This window comes from Bacteroides sp. ET489 (assembly GCF_030518095.1).
GTDB classification, from domain to species: domain Bacteria; phylum Bacteroidota; class Bacteroidia; order Bacteroidales; family Bacteroidaceae; genus Bacteroides; species Bacteroides ndongoniae.
The window spans coordinates 1-26,008 of the sequence record NZ_JAULLJ010000012.1; the positions used below are offsets into that span (position 1 = coordinate 1).

Here is a 26,008-nt window from a genome sequence, read left to right on the forward strand (position 1 = left end):
CTTAACGACCAGATGATAGCAGCCAAATTGTTTGCAAAAGGATTCACAACATCAGGAGGAAGAATAAAAGATGATTCATATACTCAACCTATTTATGTAGCAGAATCGTTGAATACAGTTTATGATATTCAGCAACTCATTGTCTATACTGATCCTTTGGGCAACCATATAAGATTGAAAGACATTGCTGATGTAAAAAGAGAGTATGCACCATTTGAAAGTTACATAACCAATAATGGTAAAAAATGTATTTTGCTTAGTGTAGAGATGAAGAAGGGGCAAAATATTGTCAAAATGGGTGAGGAGGTAAATCGAACATTGGATGCATATAAAAGTACTTTGCCATCGGATGTTGGCATTTATAGAATAACAGACCAAAGTGAAGTTGTGGATGATAGCGTACAGAATTTCTTGCGCGAACTGTTGATTGCTATCGTGGCTGTTGTCATTGTGGTTATGTTATTGTTGCCTATGAAAGTGGCTTTGGTCGCAGCTTCTACAATACCTATTACCATATTTATCTCGCTTGGGTTGTTTCATGCGTTTGGTGTGGAACTGAATACTGTGACATTGGCAGCCTTGATTGTAACTTTAGGAATGATTGTAGATAATTCTATTGTAATAATCGATAGTTATTTGGAACGTTTGTCCGAGGGTATGTCTCGTTGGCATGCTTCGATAGAGAGTACGATACATTTCTTTAAATCAATTTTATCGGCTACACTTGCTATCAGCATTACATTCTTTCCGTTTCTGATGATAACAGTTGGATTAGTACATGATTTTCTATTAAGCTTTCCTTGGGCTATCTCTTTGATTTTAGCAATATCACTATTGGTTGCGATGCTTTTGGTACCTTTCATGCAATTCTATTTTATTCGTAAGCCGATTGCGAAGAAGCAGGGTACTGAAAAACATTTTTCATTTCTTGATACTTTGCAGTCATTTTATGATAAGGTACTTGCATTATGTTTTGCATATCCCAAAACAGTTGTCGCTATCGGAATAATATCTGTTGTGATAGGAAGTGTTATGCTGGCCAGACAACCACAGAGTATGTTGCCTACAGCCGATCGTAATCAGTTTGCTGTGGAAATTTATATGCCGACAGGCACTTCAATCGAGAAAACCGCTATGGTGGCAGACAGTTTGGAACGTATCATTCGGAAAGATGAGAGGGTAGTATCAGTTACTTCGTTTAAGGGATGTAACTCTCCCCGATTCCATTCATCATATGCTCCTCAGATACCAGGAAGTAATTTCGCTCAATTCATAGTGAATACCAAAGGTGTGAAAGAAACTGTCGAAATATTGGATGAACTGGCTCCTAAATATACAAACTATTTTCCTGAGGCTACTATTAAATTTAAGCAATTGATATACAGTATGGCTACTTATCCTATTGAGATAAGGTTAAGTGGTGAAAACTCAGATTCGTTGAAATATTATGCACAACAGATAGTTGCATTGATGAAAAATATGCCTGAGATGCAACATGTACGTACAGATCGTAACGAACCTCTTGCCTGTACAGAGGTTAGGCTTAAGGAAGACGAAGCTTCGCGTTTGGGCATCAGCAACATGGTATTGGAGGGCACATTGGCATTGCGATATGGTAGTGGATTGCCTTTGGCAAATGTGTGGGAAGGAGATTATAATGTCCCAATCGTCGTGAAAAGTACCAAATCCGATAAGTCAACTAATGTAGACTTGATGAATGAGCAAATTCCGGCTTATGGTGGTATGAGTAATGTTCTCTTAAGGCAAGTGGCAGATATTGTTCCTATCTGGAAGGATGGTCAGATTGTACGTAGGAATGGAGTGGATATAGTTACAATACTTGGTGAGCCCTGTAGGGGATACAATACTTTATCTGTCAATGAAAAAGTAGATAAATTAATTAAAGGTTTGAATTTGCCTTCTACAATTCATGTTGAGTATGGTGGTGAATTGGAAGAGAATCAGGATAACATGCCTACTATCATGGTTGCTCTGCAGATTGCTGCTTTTATGATATTTTTTATCCTGTTAGCTCATTTCCATCGGATAAACATAGCATTATTGATATTTGGCAGTATGGGATTGTGTGTGTTTGGTACTGCTGTCGGATTAAGAATTATGGGGTTGGATTTTGGAGTAACTTGTGTTTTGGGTATCACGAGCCTTATGGGTATTATTGTACGTAATGAAATAATCATGGTCGATTATGCTGAAGAATTAAGAGATAAGGAAGGAATGCGTGTGAAGGATGCCATTTATTATTCAGCATCTCGGCGTATGCGCCCTATTTTTCTGACATCGGCTGCTGCTTCTATGGGAGTTATTCCAATGATTTTGGGAGGAAGTGGACTTTGGATGCCTATGGGGACAGTGATATTTTTCGGAACACTGATTACAATGATATTTCTGTTGACTGTGCTCCCCGTATGCTACTGGATGATATTCAGTGGAAGCAGTGAAAAGAGAAAAAGATTGTTACAGTTTGAAAACCAGTAATATAATGAAATGTTATGTTGGATATGAAAATTAGATTCTTGATATTAAGCATATTGTTTGTTGGAACAGTATCAGAGGTTATTGCACAGGAGAAACGCATTCTTACATTGGAAGAATGTAAGGGAATGGCTTTAAAGAACAATGTAGATATGCAAACTGGCCGGATAGATGTTGCTGCCGCCAAACAGACTCAAAAGGATGCTTTCACAAAATATTTTCCTAAGATTACGGCTGGGGCTGTTTCTTATAAGGCCGATGATAATTTGATTGAAGGTGTCATACCGCCAATTCCCTCTTTAGGATTGGAGACACCAATGGAAGTGGGTGTTTTGGAGGAAGGAAATTTGATAACGGCATCTGCCATACAACCTATTTTTGCAGGAGGGCAGATTGTAAACTCTAATAAATTGGCTAAAACGGCATTGGAGGCGTCACGTTTACAACTTAATATGACGGCCGACAAAGTGGAACTGGAAACAGAGACATACTTTTGGAAAATAGTGTCTTTGAAGGAAGCAGAAAAAACATTAGCCATACTTGATACGCTGTTACAGAATTTGCATAAAGATGTAAGCCTTGCTGTAAAAACAGGCATAACAACTCATAACGATTTGTTGACTGTACAGCTAAAACAGAATGAATTGCAGAGTACACGGTTGCAGGTAGAGAATGGAATGCAGCTTTCTAAAATGGCTTTGTGTCAGTATATAGGCATTCCGCTCGATTCCGCATCATATATTGATGTTCCTGAAATTGATGTTGAGATAAAAAATCCCGCAGAATATTTAGTGGATCATCAGTCCATGTTGCCTTCATTATCTGCTTATAAATTATTAGGTAAGAATGTGGAAGTATATGAGTTGAAACGAAAAATTGTTTTGGGTCAACAATTGCCTACGGTAGGAGTAGGAGTTACTTATGCATACGAAGATTGGATGTTTGATAGAAGCCGCAATCATTTTGTGATGATGGCTACGCTCAGTGTACCAATTTCTGATTGGTGGGGAGGAAGCCATAAGTTTAAGCGTTCAAAGTTAGAGGAAAAGAAGGCACTACAGCAGCAACAGGATGGCGGGGAGAAGTTACAGTTGAAAATGCAGCAGAGCTGGAATTTATTGACTGAGTCATATAAGCAGATTATACTTGCAGAATCAGCTGTCAGCGAATCGGAAGAGAATCTGAGGATGCAGACAAACAATTATCATTCGGGGATATGTTCATTGTCCGAGTTGCTTGATGCACAGGGACTATATCAGAAGAGCCGCAATAGATATACAGATGCTTGTATTGATTATAAGATAAAGGTAACTCAGTATCAGAAAGATACAGGACAATAAAACGGCGTTTGTCTGTTATTGGGCTATATAATTTTACTGTCAGATAATGTTTGAATACTTCAAATATTTATCTGATGGTTTTTATGACGTTTTTGTATTGTTTGCAATTATGAAGTGGAGAGCTGATTATGCGGAACAACCAGCGGTGATAATTATGCGAAAGTAAGATCATTTAAGTTCAAGATGTGGAATTTTATGGGATTGATAAAATATGATATAGTTATGATAAAGCAGACTTTGAGTAAGTACGCAATTTGTCTTGTTCTGTTATGTCTGTGTTTTACGAATGGGCTAATGGCGCAGGGCGAGGTGAGGCCCAAAGTGGGTTTGGTTCTCAGTGGAGGAGGAGCCAAAGGAGTGGCCCATATTGGAGTCCTTAAAGTATTGGAAGAAGCTGAAATACCTATAGATTTTATTAGCGGTACAAGCATGGGAGCAATAATAGGTGGTCTTTATTCCATTGGCTATACTGCCGAAGAGCTTGACAGTATGGTCAGGACACAAGATTGGATGTTCCTTTTAACCGACCAGATAGCACGTCCGTACAGTTCGTTTAATACGAAATATGAAAAAGAGCATTTCCTTGTAAATGTTTCTTTAGGGGCAGATAAAAAGATATCTGCTCCATCTGGCATCATTAAAGGGCAAGGCATACTGAATAAATTTACAGGGTTGACAGCAGGGTATCATCAGATAGAATCATTCGATTCTTTACCTATACCCTTTGCTTGTGTAGCAGGAGACTTGAAAAGTGGAAAAGAAATTGTGATCAGGAAAGGCAATTTGCCTTTGGCAATGCGGACCAGTATGGCAGTGCCCGGTGTTTTCGAGCCGGTATATAGGAATGACATGGTACTGGTGGATGGAGGAATTTTCAATAATTTCCCTGTTGATGTAGCAAAAGAAATGGGGGCTGATATAACTATTGGGATCGATTTAAGTACAGAAGCCTTTGTTGAACCAGACTACGGGAATGTAGTGAGTATTGCCAACAGGATAGCATTTTTATCAGGAGAAGAAAAATACAGGAAAAACAAGAAGGATGTTGACTTGTATATGAATCCGGGACTAAAAGGGTATACATCGGCAGATTTCAAGCAATCGGCTATAGATACAATGATAGCAATGGGCGAGAAAGTTGCTAGAGAGCATTGGGACGATATCATTGCTTTGAAAAAGAAGTTGGGTGATTATATTCCGCTACAAAAGACTGCTTTTAGGAAAAAAGCAAATCAGGTTTATATAAGCTCTATCCGTGTAGAAGGTTTGGAGACGTTGGATGAAATGAGTCTTTATAAGATGTTGAAGATTGATAAAGATATGACTATTTCTGCTGCCGATGCAGAGAGCGTAGTGTGGAGTTTACAGGGATTAGGATTATTTGACCGTGTTTCTTATTTGATAGTTCCAGACAATGGTGCCAATGAAAATACTCTGGTTATATCTGTGCACGAAAAGGGAAAAGGAAATATTGGTATAGGGGTGCATATTGATACGGAAGATATTGCATCGGTACTTCTGAAAGCTCAAGGTGCGATTGGTAAATGGAAGAAACATAATGTAACGGCTACCGCCAAAATCAATAAAAATGCCTGGCTGGATTTAGACTATAATTTCAGAATTAATAATATGAATAAATTGGGAGCTTCATATCGCATTGCATATAAAGACTTTATTTTAAAAATATATGGTGAAGACAAAGAACATTTGTCGTATTTGAATAATCATGTCGAAGTATACATGAAAAACGATTCGCATAGAAGATTCAATTATAAAACAGGTATTCAATATGACTGGTTCAGCAATGCGTCACAGTGGTATTCGGCATACAATGATGCTTTGCATCAGAAAATGGGAAACTATTTCTTATCGGGATATTTTGATGTAGAATATGATAATTTTGATGATAAAGAACTGCCTACCCGTGGCGTCAATGTTCGTCTGATTCCCGAATTGTATGTAGGCAGGATATTTGATGAAAGCCGCTATATGTTTTTCCCTTTTGTGTTTAGAATTAAAGGAGCGTATAGCATAAGCGATAAAATCTGTGTATTGCCGGAATTGTTTGGACGTTTTGTTTTCGGAGATAAAGTCCCCGGATATTATTCCAATTTTGTAGGGGGAGAATGTTATGATCGGTATATGTTTGGACAGCAATCATTTTATGGCATTCACTATACCGAGCATGTAGAGAATAAAGCGATAGGAACTCGGATTGACTTAAGGTTCAAGTTGGCAGAAAAACATTATTTGTCATGTGTGGGCAATTATATGTTGCATGCAGGCCAAATGGATGAAATACTGCATGGAGAAGATATGTGGGGAATGGGTATAAAATATTCTTATAACAGTTTCTGGGGACCTGTCAGTGCTACTATTGATTATTCGGATCGGGTGAAGAAAATAGGCTTTTATGCAAGTATCGGTTATTGCTTTTGATTTTAGAAATATCCTATTGCAACATGTTGGGATGCATGGAAATAGGAGTCGGGTATTTTACGGGAAGGATAAGTTTGCTGCATAATTTGTGGGGAATATATTGTTCGGTATTCAGAAAAATATTATTTTCGTATGTAAAATTCGTGTATACTGTTATGTCCTGTTTATGAAACGCTTGGATATCTTTTTTAGTCTGTTGCTGCTGGGTGTGCTTGTCGGATGTCGCGAGGCCGGCAAGCAGGTGACGCCTGCGTCGGAAACGTATAAGCCGGAAGTCATGACCTCGGAGATAGTCGATACGTTGGCGGCAGAGCCTCTTCCTGTTGAAGAAAAGCTGTTGAGGGCAGACGACATTCACCTGACCAAAGAACTGCTGTACGATAAATATACATTGGATGATACCTATCCTTATAAGGACACGGTGCGTTCGTTCAAGTGGGACGTCATCCGCAACTGCCTGGCCTATATCGAAAACATGCAGCGAGGTCAGGAGCGATGGGTAGTGCTCCAGAACTACAAGAACCTGAACCGCGAGGCTCCTTTGGTGCGCAAGTACGTGCGCAATGCCTACAAGCGGGTGGCCGATACGTTGGGAGTGGAGCGTTATCAGTCCGTGCCGATGTATTTGCCGGGTGATACGCTGGTGCCCGAACGCTATGGGCGCGACGGAACGCTGGCCTACTTGCGGGGGCAGGTAGGCAGTTTCTGCAGGGTCTATCCGGTGACGTGGGAGGAGGAGTGGCTGGTGCCCGAACGCTATCTGAAACAGTTGAGCGACAGTACGATTTTCAATCACGTTGTCTTCGTCGACCGCCTCGACCAGAACATTACAACTCTGGAGCGTACCGCCCCGGGCGAATGGGCCATCCGCAGCATGAATCCGGCAACTACCGGCCGCCATGCCCCGCCTTATGCGCAGGAAACACCCTTGGGCATGTATCTGCTGCAGCAGAAAAAGCAGAAGATGGTGTTTCTGAAAGACGGCTCCTCGGCAACGGGCGGCTATGCACCTTATGCCAGCCGTTTCACAAACGGTGCCTATATCCACGGCGTACCCGTCAACGTGCCACGGACGGCCATGATAGAGTACAGCTGGTCGTTGGGGACCATCCCCCGCTCGCACATGTGTGTGCGCAATGCCACGTCGCATTCGAAGTTTGTCTACGATTGGGCGCCGACCGAGAAATCACTGATTGTTGTCATCGAGTAGAGTTGCATCTGGCTTCCTTCTCAGGCAGGGAAGGGGATGAAATGTATAGCCTTTGGGTGCAATCATCCCGGATGATTCCTACAATCAACGGGGATGATTCATACAATCATCCGGGATGATTGGTGTCTCCCTCCTTATATCGGTGCGGCAAAGGCTGTGAAGAACAGGGGGAAACTTGTATTATTTAACTTTATGCGTAGTGAACGTATGGCAGAAAAGCAGTAATTTTGCGCAGTTTTTTTAGGGTAATCGAAAAGAATCGTATCGTATTGTGTTGAATAATAGGTTATTGTTGTTGATTGTTTTTCTGTGTCTGCCGCATGTGACTTGGGTGGAAGACAGAGAATGCATGCCTTCGCTTTCCGTCTCCGAGGGGATGGGGTGCGCAGCCCTGTATCGTTCGATGGACTTGGAAGGGGTTGTCGGCTGGGAGGCTTTCAGGCAGGCAGTAACCGGATATTATAAGGTGGCAGGACGCAAGCGCGACGTGCTGACGCTGATAGACTTTTCGCAACCATCGACCCGTGAGCGGCTTTTCGTATTCGACATGAAGGAACGTAAGATGCTGTTCTCGTCTCTGGTGGCTCACGGAAAGAATAGCGGAGAGATGTACGCCACTTCTTTTTCGAACGAAAACGGCTCACTGAAAAGTTCCTTAGGATTTTATCTGACCGAATCGACCTATCAGGGCAGCAATGGTTATTCGCTGATTCTGAACGGACTGGAGAAGGGCATCAACGACCACGCCCGCGAGCGTGCCATCGTGATGCACGGTGCCGACTATGCCGACCCTTCCGTCATCAGCGGTGGGCGGCGCCTGGGGCGCAGTTTCGGATGTCCGGCCGTTCCCCGTGCCCTTTCACGCCCCATTATCGACGCTATCAAGGGAGGGAGTGTGATGTTTATATACGCTGAAACGCCCGATTATCTGGCGCAAAGCAGTTTTTTCAGTTGAAAGGAAACCAATATGGCAAGCATTAAAGCAATGACGGAAGGCCGTTCCCTTCCATTGATATTTAATTTTGCTTTACCTCTTCTTTTAGGCAATCTGCTCCAGCAGACTTATTCGCTGGTAGATGCGGCCATTGTCGGACGCTTCTTGGGCATTGATGCGCTGGCATCGGTGGGTGCCAGCACGTCGGTCGTCTTTCTTATTCTGGGTTTTTGCAACGGATGTTGTGGCGGCTTCGGCATCCCCATCGCCCAGAAGTTCGGTGCATGCGACTATACGACGATGCGCCGTTATGTGTTCGTCAGTCTGCAGCTGGCAGCGGTGATGTCGGTCGTGATAGCCGTAGTTACCAGTCTGCTGTGCGGCAATATCCTGCACTGGATGCGTACGCCGGACAATATCTTCGAGGGAGCATATCGCTATCTGCTGTTCACTTTTATCGGTGTGCCCTGTACGTTCTTCTACAATCTGCTGTCCAGCATCATCCGTGCCTTGGGCGACAGTAAGACCCCGTTCTGGTTCCTGTTGCTTTCGACGGTGTTGAACATTGTGCTCGACCTTTTCTGCATCCTCGTCCTGGGGTGGGGAGTAGCCGGCGCGGCCATTGCCACGCTGGTATCGCAGGCAGTTTCGGCTGTCCTTTGCTACTTCTATATGGCGAAGAAGTTCGATATTCTTCGTACGACGCCTGCCGAACGTAAGTACGATGCTTCGTTGGCCCGCCGGCTGATGTATATCGGGGTGCCGATGGGACTTCAGTTCTCGATTACGGCCATTGGCAGTATCATGCTGCAGAGTGCCAACAATGCGTTGGGCACAGCCTGTGTGGCTGCCTTTACGGCTGCCATGCGCATCAAGATGTTCTTCATGTGCCCGTTTGAAAGTCTCGGCATAGCCATGGCTACGTATTCGGGACAGAATTACGGTGCGGGTAAGCCTGAACGTGTCTGGCAAGGGGTGAAGTCGAGTGCGTTGATGATGATGATCTATTGGGCCTTTACCTTCGTGGTACTGATGACCAGTGCACGTACGATTGCCTTGCTGTTTGTCGATGCTTCCGAGACCGAGATTCTGAAGGATACGGCCCTGTTCCTGCATGTTTCGGTATCGTTCTTTCCCGTACTGGGCCTGCTCTGCATCCTGCGCTACACCATTCAGGGAGTCGGATATACCAGTCTGGCCATGCTTTCCGGTGTGTCCGAGATGATAGCCAGAATCCTGGTCAGTGTGTTTGTCGTACCGGTATTCGGTTATCTGGCCGTCTGCTTTGGCGACCCTACGGCATGGGTGTTTGCAGATGCTTTCCTGATTCCTGCATTCATATACGTCTATCGGCGGATGAGGCGTAAGATGTAGATGAAAAGGTTGGGGCCGATACCTTTCTTTTCATGAGATTTTTTTCTGTTGTCGCATGCAAGGTCTTCTTGTATCCGACCGTCTGTTTCCTGTACCGGGCCGATGGCCGGAGGTAACAGATTTTGCCTGTTTTGCCTTCAGGTTTCGATATTTTCTCTTGCAGATGTCGATTAAATTGCCAATATTGCATGTACGTTTTACACGCAATAATAGACGAGGAGTTGCGGATGTATCCTTAACGGTTTGTCTATCAGTGATGTGTAAACATTGAGACAGATGTTTTTAATTTGCTGAAGCCTTGCAGAATATCAGCAAAAAGTATTCCTTAAAATTAATAATTTATGAAACTCAAGAGAAATGGACAAAAAAGAAGGCCAAGCACCTTCTTGTATGTAGCCGCACTTTCGCTGGCTGCTAGTGGATGGGCTTTTTCTTCGAAAACGGATGATGGCGGGGAAGCTGTTAAAGAGCCTGTGTTTGAAAGTATCGGTAACCCTTATCTCCCTTTGTGGGAACATGTGCCCGATGGAGAACCACGCGTGTTTGAGGACCCGGACAATCCCGGTAAGTACAGAGTGTACATCATCGGTTCGCACGATTTGCGCCTCGACAGCTATTGCGGACCGGATATCCGTGCTTGGTCTGCTCCGGTAGAGGACTTGCAGAACTGGCGTGACGAAGGCCCGATTTTCACCTATCACATTGACGGGCAATGGGACGTGATGTACGCTCCCGACCTCGTGGAGGTGAACCGTTGGGATGGTACTCGCGAGTACTACCTGTATCCGCACAGCCGTGGCCCGTTCCGCGAGGCAATGGTTGCAAAGAGCACTCGTCCGGACGGACCGTTTACTCCGGTGAATGTGACCGAAGACGGTCGGAAGGCATTGCCGGGCAGTATCATGGGCTTTGACCCTTCGGTTTATGTAGAGCAGATCACCGACTCGAACGATCCGGATTACAAAATCGGCTTCCGTGCCTACGGCTTCTGGGGATTCCAGCGCTCGTCGGCCGCCGAATTGGACCAGAACACCATGTATTCGGTACGTCCCGGTAAGGAGGTGATTCCGTTTAATATGCCGGCAGGACGTCGGTATGGCGTAGTTCGCGACCCGGCCGATGCCGTTTATCCTAACGTCTATCCGGGACAGGATTTGGGGGCTTTCAACTTCTTCGAAGCTTCCTCCATCCGTAAAGTAGGAAATAAGTATGTATCGGTTTATAGTGGATACTCTGGTCCCGACTATGGTATGGGAAGCAGTAACTCCACCCTGCGTTATGCTTATGGTGACACTCCGCTCGGACCGTGGAAAATCGGTGGCGTCGTTGTAGACTCGCGTGGTCCGGAAGTAAGCGAGGACGGTAAGTCGCTGGTGACTACCAACGGTGGACACAACACGCACGGCAGTATCGAGGAAATCAACGGTCAGTGGTATGTATTCTATCACCGTCCGCCCCGTAACTTCGGTTTTGCCCGTCAGGCCGTAGTGGCGCCCATCAAGATAGAGTGGGACGAGAAACCTGTTTCCGAAGGCGGCAAGGTGACCATTACCGGTTACGATGCTTATGCCGACGACCATAAGTGGACGGCCAAAGACAGCAACGGCCACGAATATACTGGAGCGGAAGTTACCTCCGAGGGATTCCACATCTTCGGTCTCGATCCGTATCGTTATTACTCGGCCGGTTATGCCTGCTACCTGTCCGATACCGGCGTTCAGCAGGATTCCTGGGATGTATGGGACAACCACATGCCAATAACAGGAGTACGCAACGGTGTCATCATCGGCTATAAGTACTTTGGTTTTGGCGGACTGGATAAGAACAAGAACGGCATCAAGGCTTTCGAAGGCACGAAGCCCGGAAACGGTACGGTGTTCAACCTTTTCATCACTCCGCGTACCGACAAGGCATTCAAGGTGAATGTATGGCTGGATGCTCCGTGGGACAATGCCGTATGGAAAGGCAAGAAGATTGGCGTGATCGAAGTTCCGGCAGGTGCTGCACAGAAAGAAACCAAGTTCACGCTGAATGTGGCTGATGTGGTAGATCATCTGGATAAGAAACATGCCATCTATCTGGTGGCCGAGGGCGAAGGCCAGGCTCCGCTGTTCGATATGTCCGGTTTGGGATTCAGCTCGGCCAAGCATCCGATTGTCCGTCCGGTAGTACCCGAAGTGACGGTGAAGGTAGGGGGCGAAGTAATCGAACTGCCCAAGACGCCGGTACGCTCGACAAACGAAAACGGTATTGCCGACTATTCGCACTACGAGGTAGTCTACGAAGTTGCCGCAGCTGGCAAGGCGTTCCCCAAAGTTACTGCCAAGGCATCGAATAAGAAAGTTGATATCAAGATCGACCAGGCCAAGGCAGACGAAGGCTTTGCTACCGTAACATGCCGTTATAACGGTATGCCTAAGATCTATAAGATTATTTTCAAGTCGAAATAATCGGTTATAAACTTCCTGTCCGCTCTTCACATGCATCCGGAGACGGGCAGGAAGTTCTTTTTTTATCCTTTCATTTTTTTCTCATCCCCTCCGTTGTATTTGACTTCCGTCATTCCTTTATTTCGTAAAAGTGCACTATATTTGTCCTTGCCTTGCCGAAAAAAGGAAAGCTGACAATGGAACGTAAAATCATACACATCGACATGGATGCCTTCTATGCATCCGTAGAACAGCGCGACCATCCCGAGTTGCGGGGCAAACCTATTGCCGTAGGTCGTGCCGAAGAGCGGGGAGTAGTGGCTACGGCCAGTTACGAGGCTCGCCGCTATGGAGTGCGGTCGGCCATGTCGTCGCAGAAGGCCAAACGTTTGTGCCCTTCCCTGATTTTCATTCCCGGCAGGATGGACGTGTACAAGGCAGTGTCGCGTCAGATACACGAGATATTCCACGAGTATACCGACCTGATAGAACCTCTTTCGCTGGATGAGGCTTTCCTGGATGTCACCCATAACAAGCCGGGCATGGAACTGGCTGTCGACATAGCCCGCGAGATAAAGCAGAAGATACGCAGCCAACTGAATCTGGTGGCCTCAGCCGGTGTTTCCTACAACAAATTTCTGGCTAAGATTGCTTCCGACTACCGCAAACCCGACGGACTGTGCACCATTCATCCCGACCAGGCACTCGACTTTATTGCCCGTTTGCCTATCGAAAGTTTCTGGGGAGTAGGGCCTGTCACAGCCAAGAAGATGCACCTGCTGGGCATACACAACGGCGAACAGCTTCGTACCCGTTCGCTTGCGATGCTGACGCAGGAATTTGGCAAGATGGGGAGCGTTTATTACGACTTTGCCCGAGGCATCGATTTGCGTCCTGTCGAGGCGGTGCGCATCCGTAAGTCGGTAGGTTGCGAGCATACGTTGGAGAAGGACATTTCCCGCCGTTCGTCGATAATCATCGAGCTGTATCATGTAGCGGTGGAACTGACAGGCAGGCTGGAGCGTCATAACTTCAAGGGGAATACGCTGACGTTGAAGATTAAGTTTCACGACTTCAGTCAGATAACCCGCAGCACGACCCGTCCACAGGAACTTCATACGCTCGACGAGATTCTGCCATTGGCCAAGCAACTGCTGAAGGAAGTCGATTACGAGCAGCATCCCATCCGGCTCATCGGCCTTTCCATCTCCAATCCGCACGAGGAAGAGGCGAAGAAAGGAGTATGGGAGCAGCTCAGTTTCGAGTTCAGCGACTGGGAGTAAGTGAATGTCGGGGCGAGGTTGGTAGTTGTTACCTTCTCCTTGGGCAGGGATAAAGAAAAAAGAGAATGTATCTTTTTGCGATACATCCTCTTCACTCATTTTATTTAAAGGGTTGTTTATTTACATCTTATCAGGCTTGCGGAGGCAAGCGCTTTTACATTCAGTTCCGATTACTGCTTGGCAAGCAGTTTCTGGAGTTTGCCACTAAGGGCTTGGCACATGGCACCGTTTCTCATCGACTGATAACGTTTGATACGGTACTGCAACATCATAATTTCATTTACGTCTTTTTTCATAATCATCTTCTTTTTGTGCTTCCCGCGTTTCGGAAAGCGGTTCTTACTTCTTTTTCTTTTCTCTAATAACACTGCAAAGATACAAATTGTTCGCAAGGTGTATGTTGTAGAACATAAAAATAATGCTTGCATATTCTATTTTCTTTTGAAGAAACCCTGTTTTGCTATCCGGATATTACAAATATATTGTATATCTTTGCCCGTCTTATATAAAAAGCAATGAAAAAGCTGATAAAACTTCTGCAAACTCCTTATCCGGCGCTGTGCAAACGTTGGAAAACGGTAGTGGTGCCTTCGCTGATCGTTTTTCTGATTATTTATCTGTTGCAGCCGTTCGGCATTTCGCGGATGGAGACCGGCAAGCTGCCTGTGCTGCTGGGCTATGCCGTGGTATCTTCCGCTGCACTGAGCATCATGGTCTATCTGTTGCCCTGGCTGTTTCCTGCCTATCACAAGGAACAGAACTGGACGGTGGGCAAGGAGTTGCTCCATACGCTGATTGTCTGTCTGCTGATAGGATTGTTCAACTGGCTGTATACGGCGTGGGTGTTCGGCTTGTCGCCCGATTGGCGTTTGCTGGGTATCAGCATGGTTTGGGTACTGTTGTTGGCGCCTTTCCCCATTGTTTTCTTTATTATGTGGAACCGCAACTTAGTGCTGGCGCGTAATCTGAGGGAGGCTACCGAGCTGAATGCCTGTCTGATGCACACGGGGCGGTCTGTTGTCGTGGCCGAAAAGAGGGGTACCGCCGCCGGGAGTTCGCACCTGTTTTTTGCTGGAACTACTAAGGAAGTGCTCGAAATGGAGGCGGCCGACTTCCTGTTTGCCGAAGCCGAAGGCAACTACGTGAAGATTACTTGTCGCCCTGCTGGGCAGCACAATGTTCCGGAGAGTGGGAGCGTAGAGAGAGAAGTGCGGAAGACGTTGCGCATCACCATGAAGCAGATGGAACAGGCGGTGGAAGGCTGTCCCTTCATCGTGCGTTGCCATCGGGCTTTTCTGGTCAACATCGGCAAGGTGACCGATGTGTCGGGCAATTCGCAGGGATACCGCTTGCGCCTGGAGGGTTGCCGGGACGAAGTACCGGTGTCGCGGGCGTATGCAAAGCAAGTTAAGACAATGATAGAGAAGGGGATAAACGCTTAGTCATTCGTCACAGAGGCAGGCCGTTCGTCACACGAGGACGTCTGCCGGTCACATATCCGGGCTGTCTGTCCCGGATATTTTTGTGCCTTGTTTTCTTCGTCTATGTTTGCTGTCGGAATCAAACAAAAACGATGAAGACAATGAGGAGAAAAGCTATTCTATGGATGGGATATTTCCTTGCTTTGGCATGCGTAGCTGTTGGCCGTGCGCAGACGACCGTGACCGATACGATACGCCTGCAACTGTTTACGGACAGTGTGGACTTGGGCGAAGTAGTGGTCAAAGGACACAGGACTCCGGCCGCCAACAGCCGGTGGAACGATTTGCAACCTGTCGGACTGGTAACCGTGGGCGGTGCGAACGGCGACCTGTACAAGGCCTTGCAGACATTGCCGGGGACGCAGGTCGAGGGCGAAAGCGGGCGTTTATTGGTGCGTGGAGGCAGCAGCTACGAGACACAGACGTACATTGACGGTATGCATGTGCTCAATCCTTATACCTCGGTCAGTCTGAACAGTGTGGCGCGCAGCCGTTATTCTACCTTTATGTTCAGTGGGGTCAATCTGGCTTCGGGCGGTGCGCCGCTGGAGTATGGTGAAGCTTTGTCGGCTGTGCTGCCGCTTGAGACGAAAGACCATAGCCCCGTCACCAAGTTGGGAATGAATGCTTCGGTGGTAGGAGCTGGGGGCGGAGGTACGCGTGCTTTCGCGAAAGGGTCGGTTTCGGTCGACCTTAACTATCAGAATCTGAGCCTTTACGACCGTATCTTCAGCGGACGGCGCGACTTCGAGAAGCCTTACCGGATGTATTCGGCCGCCTCGCAGGCACGTTATACGCCCGACGACCGTACGGTGCTGAAAGTTTATGCCCAGTACGACCGCACCGACTTCTCCCTGTACGAGGGAGACGAGCGGCGACAGTTTGCCTTGGGCGAGGATAATGTTTACTTCAACTCGACGTTTCGTCGCCGGGCAACCGACGGCTGGGAGTGGTTTGGCGGAGTGGCCTATTCGCGCTATTCGCGACAGATAGGCGGAGCAGCCGTGGCAGGCGACCACTGGCGAGAGCAACAGCAGGAGTGGCACCTGAAAGCGAAAACCGGAAAACGTTTCTTGCCGACACTCCGCATGGAGGCGGGCATGGAAGGATTCTTCCGGCACTACGAAGACGCTTATGTTTTAGCTCCGGCCGATGTAGACAGCCACAACCGCATCAGCCCCACCATAGGGGCGGGCTTCCTTTCGGCCGTTTACTATCCGTGGGAGTCGCTCAAGGCGGAGCTTTCCTGCCGGACGGAATATGTGTCGGCCGGTCGTACGTGGAACTTTTCACCCCGCGTGGCACTGAACTACTATCGCGACCGCTGGATGTTTTCGGCTACGGCGGGCCGCTACACGCAGTTGCCCGAGAATGTCTGGTTGGTACAGCAGTCCCGTCCGGCTTCAGAGGTCTGTGTGCAATACAACGTGGGTGCCCGCTACGACTGCAATGGCCGCCTGCTGAAGGCCGAATGCTACTACAAGGACTACAGCCGGCTGGCGCTGGCCGAGACCGACGGGGCAGGTGTCCGTCAGGTTACTTCGCACGGCTACGGCTATAGCAAGGGCTTCGACCTCTTCTTCTTCGACGACGTGTCGCTGCACAACTTCGAGTATTATCTTTCCTATACCTATAATATATCCCGCAGGAAGTATCGGGAGTATGCCGAACTGACGACGCCCCAATACGCCACCCGCCACAATGCGTCGCTCACACTGAAGTACTCCGTGCCACGCCTGCGCACCATTATCGGTGTGACCAATCGCTTCAGCAGCGGCCGTCCGTACCACAATGCGCAGCTGCCCGGCCTGATGAACGACGAAGTGAAGCCCTACAACAGCCTGGACTTGGGGCTGACGTTCCTCCCGAGTAAGAAAGTCATCGTCCACGCCTCGGCCACAAACATCCTGGGACGCCGCAACGAGTTCGGTCGGGTGGACGGGCAGCCCGTATGGGCGTCGGACGACCATTTCTTCTACGTCGGCGTTTTCATCACCTTGGGCAAGAAGGCGGCTTACGACGTCTCCAACTTCTGAGGCGGGGCAGCCCGGCTGTATGAGTCATATTATTCATTTTATATTATTCACATCACTATTTACACAGCTTATGAAAACATGGTTTATTTCCCTTGGATGCCTCCTGCTGGCCGAAGCATTTGCCGGCACGGCGGGCACACCGAATCTGACAATCGAAGTACGCGGCATCGAGCGGCCGGAGGGTTCCCTCTTCGTAGCCGTTTACGCGTCGGAAGAGACTTTTCTGAAGAAACCTTTGACCGGGTTTCAGGTCGAAGCAAAAGACAGCACCGTCCGCATTCCCTGTCAGGGACTTCCCGCAGGAAGTTACGCCATTTCCGTCTTTCACGATGCCAACGGAAACGGTCGGCTGGACACTGGCACTTACGGCATCCCGCTGGAGAAGTATGGCTTCAGCAACGATGCCGAAGGCGTGATGGGACCGCCGGCCTATAAGGATTGCCGCTTCGAGCTGAAGGCCGACACCACCTTGGTGCTGACGTTGAAGTGACGTTCCGCCGGTGCCGGAAGCAGTGCACGCCCGTTGCACTGTCGCTGCAAAGCGGTTTGCAGTGACGCTGCAACGCCTTTGCAGTGATGCTGCAACCTGTTTGCAGTGGCTGTGCAGCCAGCGTGCACTGTCCGACAGGCTTGGAGTTCTGTCCGAAGATGCCAGCCTTTTCCGTGATAAAAAGCAGTCTGCCGATTCGGAAACGGAAGGGGAGGGATGCGGTTCGGTAATAAAAAATAAGCAGGCTTCTTTTTGTATTGCGCTCATCATTCAGTATCTTTGTCCGAGTAACCAACATAAATTTAATCTTATGCGAACTCGTTTTCTTCCCCTTTACTTCTTATTGCTGTCGTGCTTGCTTGCAGCGTGCGGCAATTCCCATTTTATCAAAGATGCCGAATACCGTGCCAAGGTAGAACAAGACCTGGAACTGAAAAAGAAACAGATGCCGCAGGGCGACCTGTTTGCCGTGCTCGACACCGACCTTGACACGTACGAGCGCGAGGCACTGGAGTTTCTTTATGCCTACATGCCCCTGGCCGACATTACCGATTATCCGGGCGAATTCCACCTGATGAACGTACGTGCATCGCGTCAGGCAGCCGACGAAATGCCCTGGGGCGGCGATATTCCCGAAGAGCTGTTCCGTCACTTTGTGCTTCCGGCGCGGGTGAACAACGAGCATCTGGACAGTGCACGTGTCGTATTCTATAAGGAACTGAAAGACCGCGTGAAGCAACTTTCGCTGCACGACGCCATCCTCGAAGTGAACCACTGGTGTCACGAGAAGGCCGTCTATCAGCCAAGCGATGCCCGCACCAGTTCGCCTATGGCTACTGTCCGTACGGCTTATGGCCGTTGCGGCGAAGAGTCTACCTTGCTGGTGGCCGCTTTGCGTTCGGTAGGCATACCGGCGCGTCAGGTCTATACGCCCCGTTGGGCGCACACCGACGACAATCATGCCTGGGTAGAAGCGTGGGCCGACGGCAAGTGGCACTTCCTGGGAGCCTGCGAGCCCGAGCCCGTACTTGACCTGGGATGGTTCAACGCCCCAGCCAGCCGGGGAATGCTGATGCACACCAAGGTGTTCGGACGCTACGAAGGCCCCGAAGAAGTAATGTCCGTGACCAATTGCTATACGGAAATCAATGTGATAGACAATTACGCCCCGACAGCCCGTGCCGTGGTGCAGGTAGTAGACGCCGGAGGCAAGCCTGTGCCCGATGCCATTGTCGAGTTCAAACTCTATAACTATGCCGAATTCTATACCGTAGCCCGCAAGCAGACCGATGCCGAAGGCAAGGCCTCGCTGACTGCCGGCAAGGGCGATATGCTGGTGTGGGCATCGAAAGGCGGAAAGACAGGCTTTGCCAAACTTTCTTTCGGCAAGGACAGCGAGCTGCAAGTGAAGCTCGATAAAGAGTCGGGTGCTGCATTTGCCGTCGATCTGGACATCGTGCCTCCTGCCGAGAATGCCAACCTGCCCGAAGTAACGCCCGAGCAACGCGCCGAGAACGACCGCCGTCTGGCACACGAAGACTCTATCCGCAATGCCTATACCGCCACCTTCATGACCGACGAGAAGGCACGTGAGTTTGCCCGTCTGTATCGTCTGGACGAGGACGCTGCTGCCCGCATCCTGGTGGCTTCGCGTGGCAATCATGCCGTCATCACCAACTTTATGGCCCGTCTGCGTTCCGAGAAGTCGAAGGTAGGCGGTTTCGACCTGCTGCAACGCATTTCGGAGAAAGACCTGCGCGATGTTACCCTCGACGTATTGCTAGACCACATGTTGTCGCGTCTTTGCCCCAATGCCGACCTTTTCCGCCGCTATGTGCGCAATCCGCGTGTCAGCAACGAGGCACTGACGCCTTATAAAGCCTTCTTCAAGCAAGTGGTTTCCGAGGAAGAGTGCAAAGCTTACGTGGCCGAACCGATGAAACTTGTCGCTTGGGTGTCGGAAAACATCCGTGTGGACAAGAACTGTAATCTGGGTGCTTCGCCCATATCTCCGGCCGGTGTATGGAAAGCCCGTCTGGCCGATCCGCACAGTCGCGACATCTTCTTCGTATCGATGGCACGCAGCATGGGTATCCCCGCACGCATTCACGAAGTGACGGGTAAGGTTCAATTGCTGAACGACAACGGAGCCATTGATGTAGATTTCGAGAAAACAACTTCGGAAGTAGAAGAAGGAAAGAGTGGTAAACTGGTGGCAACTTATACTCCTATTAAGTTGTTGGACAATCCCAAATATTATTCGCACTTCACTTTGTCGAAACTTACCCCCGAAGGTATGCTGCAGTTGCTGACCTACGAAGAAGGCAATGCCAACAATGCGGAAGGCACTACCTGGGCCGGCTTGCTGAAGAACGGTACTTCGCTGGATGCCGGCAGCTATGTGTTGGTCACCGGCACCCGTCTGGCCAGTGGCGCTGTCCTTGCGCGGATGGTTTCATTCAGCATCGAACCGGGACAGACAACCCGCATCGATCTTGTGATGCGCGAAAGTCAGGATGAAGTACAGGTGATAGGTAACTTCAACTCCGAATCGCTCTTTACCCGTTGGGATGGCAAGGCAACGGACGGACAGCAAAGCCTGTTGCAGGCTTGCGGACGCGGTTACTTCGTAGTGGGTGTATTAGGTGTCAACCAGGAACCTACGAATCATGCTTTGCGCGACATAGCTGCCTTGAAAGCCGACCTGGAGAAGTGGGGACGCAAGATGGTGTTGCTGTTCCCCGACGAGAAGCAGGCTTCCAAGTTCACGCCTTCTTCCTTCCCGGCTCTTCCTTCGACGGTGATCTATGGTATCGACACCGACGGTATAGCCGAACAGATAGCCGAGAACATGAAGCTGAGGCGGTCAGGCAATTTGCCTGTCTTCATCATCGCCGATACGTTCAACCGTGTAGTCTTCGTCTCGCAGGGATATACCATCGGTCTTGGTGAGCAATTGATGAAGACCATAAAGGGGATTGAATAAGAAATGGATGAGTAGAAAAGAAGATAAGTCTGTCATTGGCAAAGCGACGTTTTGTTTGCTATTTTGACCGACCGATGATAAGTCAATCTGTCCTGTTAAGCAGAGAGCCTTAAAGAGGCTTTGCACGTAGAAATTGAGAGATTTCGGTTGCAAGATATTCTGCTTAGGGGGACAGATTGTTTGTTTTTTTATTATTTTTGCTGGCGCATTGAGGTGACATTAGATGCAATGATCGATAAAAAAGTTCTATTAATCAGAGTATTAACAAGTCGTATGTATACAGTTATCAAACGCATGGAGGTATCGGCTGCACACAGTCTGAGCCTTTCTTATCGTAGCAAATGCGAGAATTTGCATGGTCACAATTGGATTATCACAGTGTATTGCCGTTCGAAGGAGCTGAATGCCGACGGAATGGTAGTCGACTTCAGCCACATCAAGCAGGTGGTGAAAGAGAAACTCGATCACCGCAATCTGAACGAAGTACTTCCTTTTAATCCTACAGCCGAAAACATAGCCCGCTGGGTATGTGAGCAGATACCCACCTGTTTTAAAGTTGAAGTGCAGGAGTCTGAGTCAAACATGGCTGTCTATGAGAAAGATTAACGAGATATTCTATAGCCTGCAAGGCGAAGGATTTCACACGGGTACGCCTGCGGTATTTGTACGTTTTTCGGGCTGCAACCTGAAGTGCTCTTTTTGCGATACGCAGCACGAAAGCGGAGTGATGATGTCCGACGACGACATCGTGGCCGAAGTCAGCCGATATCCTTCTACGATGGTGATTTTGACGGGTGGCGAACCTTCGCTGTGGATCGACGAGGCGTTTGTCGACCGTTTGCACGAGGCAGGAAAATACGTCTGCATCGAAACCAACGGCACCCGTCCTCTTCCAGCGAACATCGACTGGGTGACTTGTTCGCCCAAGCAGGGTGGAGAGTTGAGGCTGACGCGTATGGACGAAGTAAAGGTGGTGTACGAAGGGCAGGATTTGGGCTGTTACGAGCAACTGCCTGCCAGACATTTCTTCCTTCAGCCTTGTTCGTGTCTGAACACGACCGAGACGGTGGCTTGCGTCCTGGAACATCCGCGTTGGAGGCTTAGCTTGCAGACGCATAAGCTGATCAATATTCAATAAATGATTAACAATACATTATAATCTGATGAACCCATGAAGGTAGGTTTGTTTATTCCATGTTATATCAACGCCATCTATCCGCAAGTGGGAGTGGCGTCTTACAAACTGCTGAAAAGCCTGGGTGTGGACGTCGATTATCCGCTCGACCAGACTTGTTGCGGCCAGCCGATGGCCAATGCGGGTTTCGAGGACAAAGCCTCGGAAATGGCCCGTCGATTCGAGGATTTGTTCAAGGCTTACGACTACATTGTCGGCCCTTCGGCTAGTTGTGTGGCCTTTGTGAAACTGAATCATCCCGGCATCTTAAAGCACGAAGGGCATCAGTGTCAAAGTGCAGGGAAAATATACGACCTGTGTGAGTTTGTACACGATGTACTGAAGCCTTCTTCGCTGAAAGCCAGCTTCCCCCACAAAGTGAGTATTCACAACAGCTGCCACGGCGTGCGCGAGTTGAATCTTTCATCGCCCAGCGAGCGCAACATTCCTTATTACAACAAACTCCGCGACCTGCTGTCGATGGTGCAGGGGATCGAAGTCTTCGAACCAGCTCATCCCGACGAGTGCTGCGGTTTTGGAGGTATGTTTGCCGTCGAAGAGCAGGCGGTATCCGTCTGCATGGCTCAGGATAAAATCAGACATCACATGGAGACGGGAGCCGAATATATCACCGGTGCCGACAGCTCTTGCCTGATGCACATGCAGGGTGTCATCGATCGTGAGCACTTGCCCGTGAAAACCATTCATATTGTCGAAATATTAGCTTCACAACTATGAGTACCAAGCATTCAAAAGCCGCCGAGAAGTTCCTTCAGAATAAGGACATGGTGGCATGGCACAACGAAACCCTCTGGATGGTGCGTGCCAAACGAGATAAGATAAGCCGTGAGCTGCCCGAATGGGAGGACTTGCGCGAGAAGGCCTGCCAGCTGAAACTATACTCCAACAGCCACCTGGACGAGTTGTTGGTAGAGTTTGAAAAGAATGCAACAGCCAACGGCGCCATTGTGCATTGGGCTAAAGATGCCGAAGAATATCGTCAGATCATCTACGACCTGCTTAGCAGCCATGGTGTGAAGCGCTTTGTAAAGAGTAAGTCCATGCTTTCCGAAGAGTGCGAACTCGATCCCTTCCTGATATCGAAAGGTATCGATACTGTAGAGACCGACTTGGGCGAGCGCATTCTACAACTGATGCACCTGCCGCCCAGCCATGTAGTGTTGCCCGCTATCCACATCAAGCGGCAGCAGGTGGGCGAGCTCTTCGAAAAAGAGATGGGAGCCGAAAAAGGCAACTATGATCCTACTTATCTGACGCACGTAGCCCGCAAGAATCTGCGTAATATCTTTCTGAATGCGGATGCAGCCATGACAGGGGCTAACTTCGCAGTAGCCTCGACGGGCGATGTGGTGGTGTGCACCAACGAAGGCAATGCCGACATGGGCATGTCCTGTCCTAAGCTGAACATATCGGCTTTCGGGCTCGAAAAGATTGTGCCCGACATGGATGCGTTGGGTGTTTTCACTCGTTTGCTGGCACGTTCGGGCACCGGACAACCCAGCACTACCTATACTTCACATTTCCGCTCGCCTCGTCAGGGTGGTGAGTATCACATTATCATCGTAGATAACGGACGTACAGAGATGTTGGCCAATGCCGACCACATCCGCCTGCTGAACTGCATCCGATGCGGAGCGTGTATGAATACCTGCCCTGTCTACCGGCGGAGTGGGGGATATTCGTACACCTACTTCATCCCCGGTCCCATCGGCATCAATCTGGGCATGGCTCACGACCCGCAGAAGTACTACGACAACCTGTCGGCTTGTTCGCTTTGCTTGTCTTGCTCCAACGTTTGCCCGGCCAAGGTTGACCTGGGCGAGCAGATATACAAATGGCGTCAGGGTCTGAAAGCCATCGGCAAGGCCAGTACCGAGAAACAATACATGTCGGAAGGTATGGAATTCCTGATGGAGCGTCCGCACCTGTTTAATGCTGCTTTGTGGGCAGCTCCGATGGTGAATGCCTTGCCTCGGTTTATGAAGTACAACGGACTGAACGACTGGGGAAAGGGACGTGAATTGCCCAAGTTTGCTTCCGAGTCGTTCAACGAAATGTGGAAGAAGAATAAAGTTCAAGGAAAGGAGGAGAAATAACCATGAGCAGCCGTGATGAAATTTTAAACAAGATACGCCTCAACACCCGCCAGCGTTTCGATTATCCTCAGTGGGCGGTGAAGGCAACGACTTATGCAGACAAGATCAGTCAGTTTTGCGATGTCAGCCGTCAGGTGGGAGGCAATGCCGTTTTGTGGCAAGAGGGCGACACCCTCGACTCGCTGATTCGTACTTACTTCCCCGAGGCGCGGAGCATTGCTTCGAACCTGCCCGAAGTAACATGTGCTACGCTCAATCCTGACGATTTGGAACGTGCGCAGGAGCTGAACGGCATTGATCTGGCTGTTGTTCCGGGTGAGATAGGAGTGGCCGAAAACGGCGCTGTGTGGATACCTCAGGCCGTGAAGCATAAGCTGCTCTATTTCATAGCCGAGGCCTTGCTCATCGTTGTCGACCGCAACCGCCTTGTCAACAACATGCACGAAGCCTATGCTGCTCTGAAGTCGGAGACCTATCCTTATGGGGTTTTCATTTCGGGTCCTTCGAAGACGGCCGACATCGAGCAGGCATTGGTGATGGGGGCCCACGGAGCCCGCAAGGTGCTGGTGGTGCTGAAGTAATGCTGCACACACAAGGGGGCTTAGAAGCAAGAAAACGAGAGCGGAAACTGAAAGAAAAACTATTTCAGCGTCTTGTACGACAGGATGTGCCAGCTGATGCCCGCGGCCAACGCCAGCAGCAACAGCTTCAGCCATACTTGCGGAAGCAGAAAGACTACGCAGTAGAGGATGGTGAGCCACGTCAGGCCTACGGAGACGATTTTGGCATGAAGCGGTATGGCCTTATGTTCGCGGAAGTTGCGGATGTAAGGGCCCAGCCGCTTTTGTCGTAGCAGCCAGTCGTACAGGCGTGGCGAGCCACGGAAGTAGAAAGCTGCCGTCAGTAGCAGAAAGGGGGTGGTGGGCAGTATCGGCAGGAAGATGCCGGCTACTCCCAGCCCGAGCGACAGGCTTCCGAGGATGATGTAGAGGGTCTTCATGGTGCGCAAAGATAATGTATTAGCAGTGATTGGAGGAGTGCTGTCGAGAATTTTTTTATGTTTGCCGATTTTTCATTGATTAAAGTCTGCTCTGTTTCGCTTGTCATGATTGGATAATAGGTGTTCTTTTATACTATAGATTGACATATTTTCACTTCCTTTTAGTTTTAATTTGTAAGTTCGTTTAATGCTTAACAATTATACGAGAATATGTATATGAGAAAAAAAACAGAATTACCATTGTCTATGGGGGAAAAGGACTTCTTTCAATTGGTCGCTGAACGTATTAAAAACTTTAGCAGGAAGGGAAAATATAAAACAGCGGCTAATTATCGTTGTGCATTGAAGCAATTTATGGCTTTTCGTCAGGGATTGCCTATCTCTATTATGGATATTTCAACTTGTATTATGAAGGATTTTCAGGATTTCTTGGTTCAGAAAGGGTTGAAAATGAATACCATTTCATTGTATATGCGTATGTTGCGTGCTGCTTATAACTATGCTTGGGATGATGATTTTATCGAAAACGAGAGACGTCCGTTTCGTAAGGTTTTTACAGGGCAGGAAAAAACGCGAAAACGAGCTTTGTCGCAGAAAGTTGTTAGGCAGATTGTTAATATTCATTTGAACGATCCGGCATTGGAGTTTGTACGTGATCTTTTTCTGTTTAGTATTTATATGCAGGGAATGCCGTTCGTTGACATGGCTTATTTGAAGAAATGTCAGTTACAGAATGGATACATTGTTTATCGACGTCGGAAAACCAATCAAACATTAAAGGTGAAAATAGTTCCTTTAGCTCAGAAAATAATAGATCGGTACGAAACAAAGGGAGGAGAATTTTCTTATTTGTTTCCAATTCTTTCTGACGGTCATAGAGATACTCCTATAGTATATGCCAGTGCTTTGCGGCTTTACAACAAACGTCTTGAACGTATATCCAAGCTTATAAATTTGAATGAGCCTTTGACTTCTTATGTTAGCCGCCATACGTGGGCTTCGTTGGCCAGGGCATGTGGCATTAGCGATACTATAATTAGCGAGGCCATGGGGCATACCAATATAGAAACAACGACTATTTATCTTGCAGCATTGGATACCGACATCATTGCTACGGCTAACGAAAAGCTCATTAAGTCACTGATGCGATAGTATATATGGTGTTTTTTATTTTCTAACAAAGTTGGGGCATTTCATGCAAAAGAAGTAATTTTGCAGAGGA

20 protein-coding genes are annotated in these 26,008 nt (G+C 48.3%); 18 read left to right on the forward strand and 2 right to left on the reverse strand.

Features of this window, described 5'->3' with window-relative positions; genetic code table 11:
* From Q3C19_RS08595 to dinB, 8 genes are all read left to right on the forward strand, one after another.
* Window positions 1-2,496, forward strand: a 2,496-nt coding sequence (locus Q3C19_RS08595; protein ID WP_302728629.1) for an efflux RND transporter permease subunit, incomplete at its 5' end; no start/stop codon positions are given.
* A 23-nt stretch (window positions 2,497-2,519) separates the two neighbouring features.
* The gene (locus Q3C19_RS08600; protein ID WP_302728631.1) at window positions 2,520-3,833 is read left to right on the forward strand and encodes a TolC family protein; all 1,314 of its coding nucleotides are present in this window, start codon (window positions 2,520-2,522) and stop codon (window positions 3,831-3,833) included.
* A 195-nt stretch (window positions 3,834-4,028) separates the two neighbouring features.
* The gene (locus Q3C19_RS08605; RefSeq protein WP_302728633.1) at window positions 4,029-6,272 is read left to right on the forward strand and encodes a patatin-like phospholipase family protein; all 2,244 of its coding nucleotides are present in this window, start codon (window positions 4,029-4,031) and stop codon (window positions 6,270-6,272) included.
* A gap of 166 nt (window positions 6,273-6,438) precedes the next feature.
* Entirely contained in the window at window positions 6,439-7,482 is a 1,044-nt protein-coding gene (locus Q3C19_RS08610) for a L,D-transpeptidase (protein ID WP_302728635.1), read from the forward strand.
* Window positions 7,483-7,831: 349 nt separating this feature from the next.
* Window positions 7,832-8,437 (forward strand): murein L,D-transpeptidase catalytic domain family protein, encoded by a 606-nt coding sequence (locus Q3C19_RS08615; RefSeq protein ID WP_235817131.1) that lies wholly within the window; start codon window positions 7,832-7,834, stop codon window positions 8,435-8,437.
* Between the two features lie 12 nt (window positions 8,438-8,449).
* Entirely contained in the window at window positions 8,450-9,790 is a 1,341-nt protein-coding gene (locus Q3C19_RS08620) for an MATE family efflux transporter (RefSeq protein ID WP_302728637.1), read from the forward strand.
* 341 nt (window positions 9,791-10,131) lie between these two features.
* Entirely contained in the window at window positions 10,132-12,240 is a 2,109-nt protein-coding gene (locus tag Q3C19_RS08625; protein ID WP_302728639.1) for a hypothetical protein, read from the forward strand.
* A gap of 176 nt (window positions 12,241-12,416) precedes the next feature.
* Window positions 12,417-13,502 carry a DNA polymerase IV gene (dinB, locus tag Q3C19_RS08630; RefSeq protein ID WP_302728641.1) on the forward strand — a complete coding sequence of 362 codons (1,086 nt, stop codon included), beginning with the start codon at window positions 12,417-12,419 and terminating at the stop codon, window positions 13,500-13,502.
* Between the two features lie 170 nt (window positions 13,503-13,672).
* On the opposite strand, the gene Q3C19_RS08635 is transcribed toward dinB, so the two are convergent.
* Window positions 13,673-13,798, reverse strand: a complete 126-nt coding sequence (locus Q3C19_RS08635; RefSeq protein ID WP_262483118.1) for a hypothetical protein — start codon at window positions 13,796-13,798, stop codon at window positions 13,673-13,675.
* Window positions 13,799-14,017: 219 nt separating this feature from the next.
* Here Q3C19_RS08635 and Q3C19_RS08640 point away from each other — a divergent pair, with 219 nt between their 5' ends.
* The 9 genes from Q3C19_RS08640 to Q3C19_RS08680 all read left to right on the forward strand — a co-directional run bounded on the left by Q3C19_RS08640 (window position 14,018) and on the right by Q3C19_RS08680 (window position 24,367).
* On the forward strand, window positions 14,018-14,944 hold the full coding sequence (locus Q3C19_RS08640; protein WP_302728643.1) for a LytTR family DNA-binding domain-containing protein: 927 nt from the start codon (window positions 14,018-14,020) through the stop codon (window positions 14,942-14,944).
* A 164-nt stretch (window positions 14,945-15,108) separates the two neighbouring features.
* Window positions 15,109-17,019 (forward strand): TonB-dependent siderophore receptor, encoded by a 1,911-nt coding sequence (locus Q3C19_RS08645; RefSeq protein ID WP_302728803.1) that lies wholly within the window; start codon window positions 15,109-15,111, stop codon window positions 17,017-17,019.
* A 70-nt stretch (window positions 17,020-17,089) separates the two neighbouring features.
* A complete protein-coding gene (locus Q3C19_RS08650; RefSeq protein WP_302728645.1) occupies window positions 17,090-17,509 on the forward strand; it encodes a DUF2141 domain-containing protein in 420 nt (139 codons plus the stop codon).
* Window positions 17,510-17,819: 310 nt separating this feature from the next.
* Complete coding sequence (locus Q3C19_RS08655) at window positions 17,820-20,495, forward strand: transglutaminase domain-containing protein (protein WP_302728805.1); 2,676 nt, start codon at window positions 17,820-17,822, stop codon at window positions 20,493-20,495.
* Window positions 20,496-20,768: 273 nt separating this feature from the next.
* On the forward strand, window positions 20,769-21,101 hold the full coding sequence (gene queD / locus Q3C19_RS08660; RefSeq protein ID WP_022162108.1) for a 6-carboxytetrahydropterin synthase QueD: 333 nt from the start codon (window positions 20,769-20,771) through the stop codon (window positions 21,099-21,101).
* A complete protein-coding gene (locus tag Q3C19_RS08665; RefSeq protein ID WP_288912037.1) occupies window positions 21,088-21,633 on the forward strand; it encodes a radical SAM protein in 546 nt (181 codons plus the stop codon). Before queD ends, Q3C19_RS08665 begins: the two co-directional genes overlap by 14 nt.
* Window positions 21,634-21,666: 33 nt before the next feature.
* Window positions 21,667-22,407: a (Fe-S)-binding protein gene (locus tag Q3C19_RS08670; RefSeq protein WP_071149909.1), complete on the forward strand. Its 741-nt coding sequence runs from the start codon at window positions 21,667-21,669 to the stop codon at window positions 22,405-22,407.
* Complete coding sequence (locus tag Q3C19_RS08675; RefSeq protein ID WP_277121206.1) at window positions 22,404-23,786, forward strand: lactate utilization protein B; 1,383 nt, start codon at window positions 22,404-22,406, stop codon at window positions 23,784-23,786. The genes Q3C19_RS08670 and Q3C19_RS08675 overlap by 4 nt, the downstream gene beginning before the upstream one ends.
* Before the next feature lie 2 nt (window positions 23,787-23,788).
* The gene (locus tag Q3C19_RS08680) at window positions 23,789-24,367 is read left to right on the forward strand and encodes an LUD domain-containing protein (protein WP_302728652.1); all 579 of its coding nucleotides are present in this window, start codon (window positions 23,789-23,791) and stop codon (window positions 24,365-24,367) included.
* 59 nt (window positions 24,368-24,426) lie between these two features.
* On the opposite strand, the gene Q3C19_RS08685 is transcribed toward Q3C19_RS08680, so the two are convergent.
* On the reverse strand, window positions 24,427-24,786 hold the full coding sequence (locus tag Q3C19_RS08685; RefSeq protein ID WP_302728654.1) for a YbaN family protein: 360 nt from the start codon (window positions 24,784-24,786) through the stop codon (window positions 24,427-24,429).
* A gap of 216 nt (window positions 24,787-25,002) precedes the next feature.
* Here Q3C19_RS08685 and Q3C19_RS08690 point away from each other — a divergent pair, with 216 nt between their 5' ends.
* Window positions 25,003-25,938: a site-specific integrase gene (locus Q3C19_RS08690; RefSeq protein WP_288179845.1), complete on the forward strand. Its 936-nt coding sequence runs from the start codon at window positions 25,003-25,005 to the stop codon at window positions 25,936-25,938.
* The last annotated feature ends 70 nt before the right edge of the window (window positions 25,939-26,008 follow it).

Coding starts and splice junctions, on each gene's coding strand:
- Q3C19_RS08600 (WP_302728631.1), top strand. CDS start 2,520: ATGAAAATTAGATTCTTGATATTAAGCATATTGTTTGTTGGAACAGTA.
- Q3C19_RS08605 (WP_302728633.1), top strand. CDS start 4,029: ATGGGATTGATAAAATATGATATAGTTATGATAAAGCAGACTTTGAGT.
- Q3C19_RS08610 (WP_302728635.1), top strand. CDS start 6,439: ATGAAACGCTTGGATATCTTTTTTAGTCTGTTGCTGCTGGGTGTGCTT.
- Q3C19_RS08615 (WP_235817131.1), top strand. CDS start 7,832: ATGCCTTCGCTTTCCGTCTCCGAGGGGATGGGGTGCGCAGCCCTGTAT.
- Q3C19_RS08620 (WP_302728637.1), top strand. CDS start 8,450: ATGGCAAGCATTAAAGCAATGACGGAAGGCCGTTCCCTTCCATTGATA.
- Q3C19_RS08625 (WP_302728639.1), top strand. CDS start 10,132: ATGAAACTCAAGAGAAATGGACAAAAAAGAAGGCCAAGCACCTTCTTG.
- dinB (WP_302728641.1), top strand. CDS start 12,417: ATGGAACGTAAAATCATACACATCGACATGGATGCCTTCTATGCATCC.
- Q3C19_RS08635 (WP_262483118.1), bottom strand. CDS start 13,798: ATGAAAAAAGACGTAAATGAAATTATGATGTTGCAGTACCGTATCAAA.
- Q3C19_RS08640 (WP_302728643.1), top strand. CDS start 14,018: ATGAAAAAGCTGATAAAACTTCTGCAAACTCCTTATCCGGCGCTGTGC.
- Q3C19_RS08645 (WP_302728803.1), top strand. CDS start 15,109: ATGGGATATTTCCTTGCTTTGGCATGCGTAGCTGTTGGCCGTGCGCAG.
- Q3C19_RS08650 (WP_302728645.1), top strand. CDS start 17,090: ATGAAAACATGGTTTATTTCCCTTGGATGCCTCCTGCTGGCCGAAGCA.
- Q3C19_RS08655 (WP_302728805.1), top strand. CDS start 17,820: ATGCGAACTCGTTTTCTTCCCCTTTACTTCTTATTGCTGTCGTGCTTG.
- queD (WP_022162108.1), top strand. CDS start 20,769: ATGTATACAGTTATCAAACGCATGGAGGTATCGGCTGCACACAGTCTG.
- Q3C19_RS08665 (WP_288912037.1), top strand. CDS start 21,088: ATGAGAAAGATTAACGAGATATTCTATAGCCTGCAAGGCGAAGGATTT.
- Q3C19_RS08670 (WP_071149909.1), top strand. CDS start 21,667: ATGAAGGTAGGTTTGTTTATTCCATGTTATATCAACGCCATCTATCCG.
- Q3C19_RS08675 (WP_277121206.1), top strand. CDS start 22,404: ATGAGTACCAAGCATTCAAAAGCCGCCGAGAAGTTCCTTCAGAATAAG.
- Q3C19_RS08680 (WP_302728652.1), top strand. CDS start 23,789: ATGAGCAGCCGTGATGAAATTTTAAACAAGATACGCCTCAACACCCGC.
- Q3C19_RS08685 (WP_302728654.1), bottom strand. CDS start 24,786: ATGAAGACCCTCTACATCATCCTCGGAAGCCTGTCGCTCGGGCTGGGA.
- Q3C19_RS08690 (WP_288179845.1), top strand. CDS start 25,003: ATGAGAAAAAAAACAGAATTACCATTGTCTATGGGGGAAAAGGACTTC.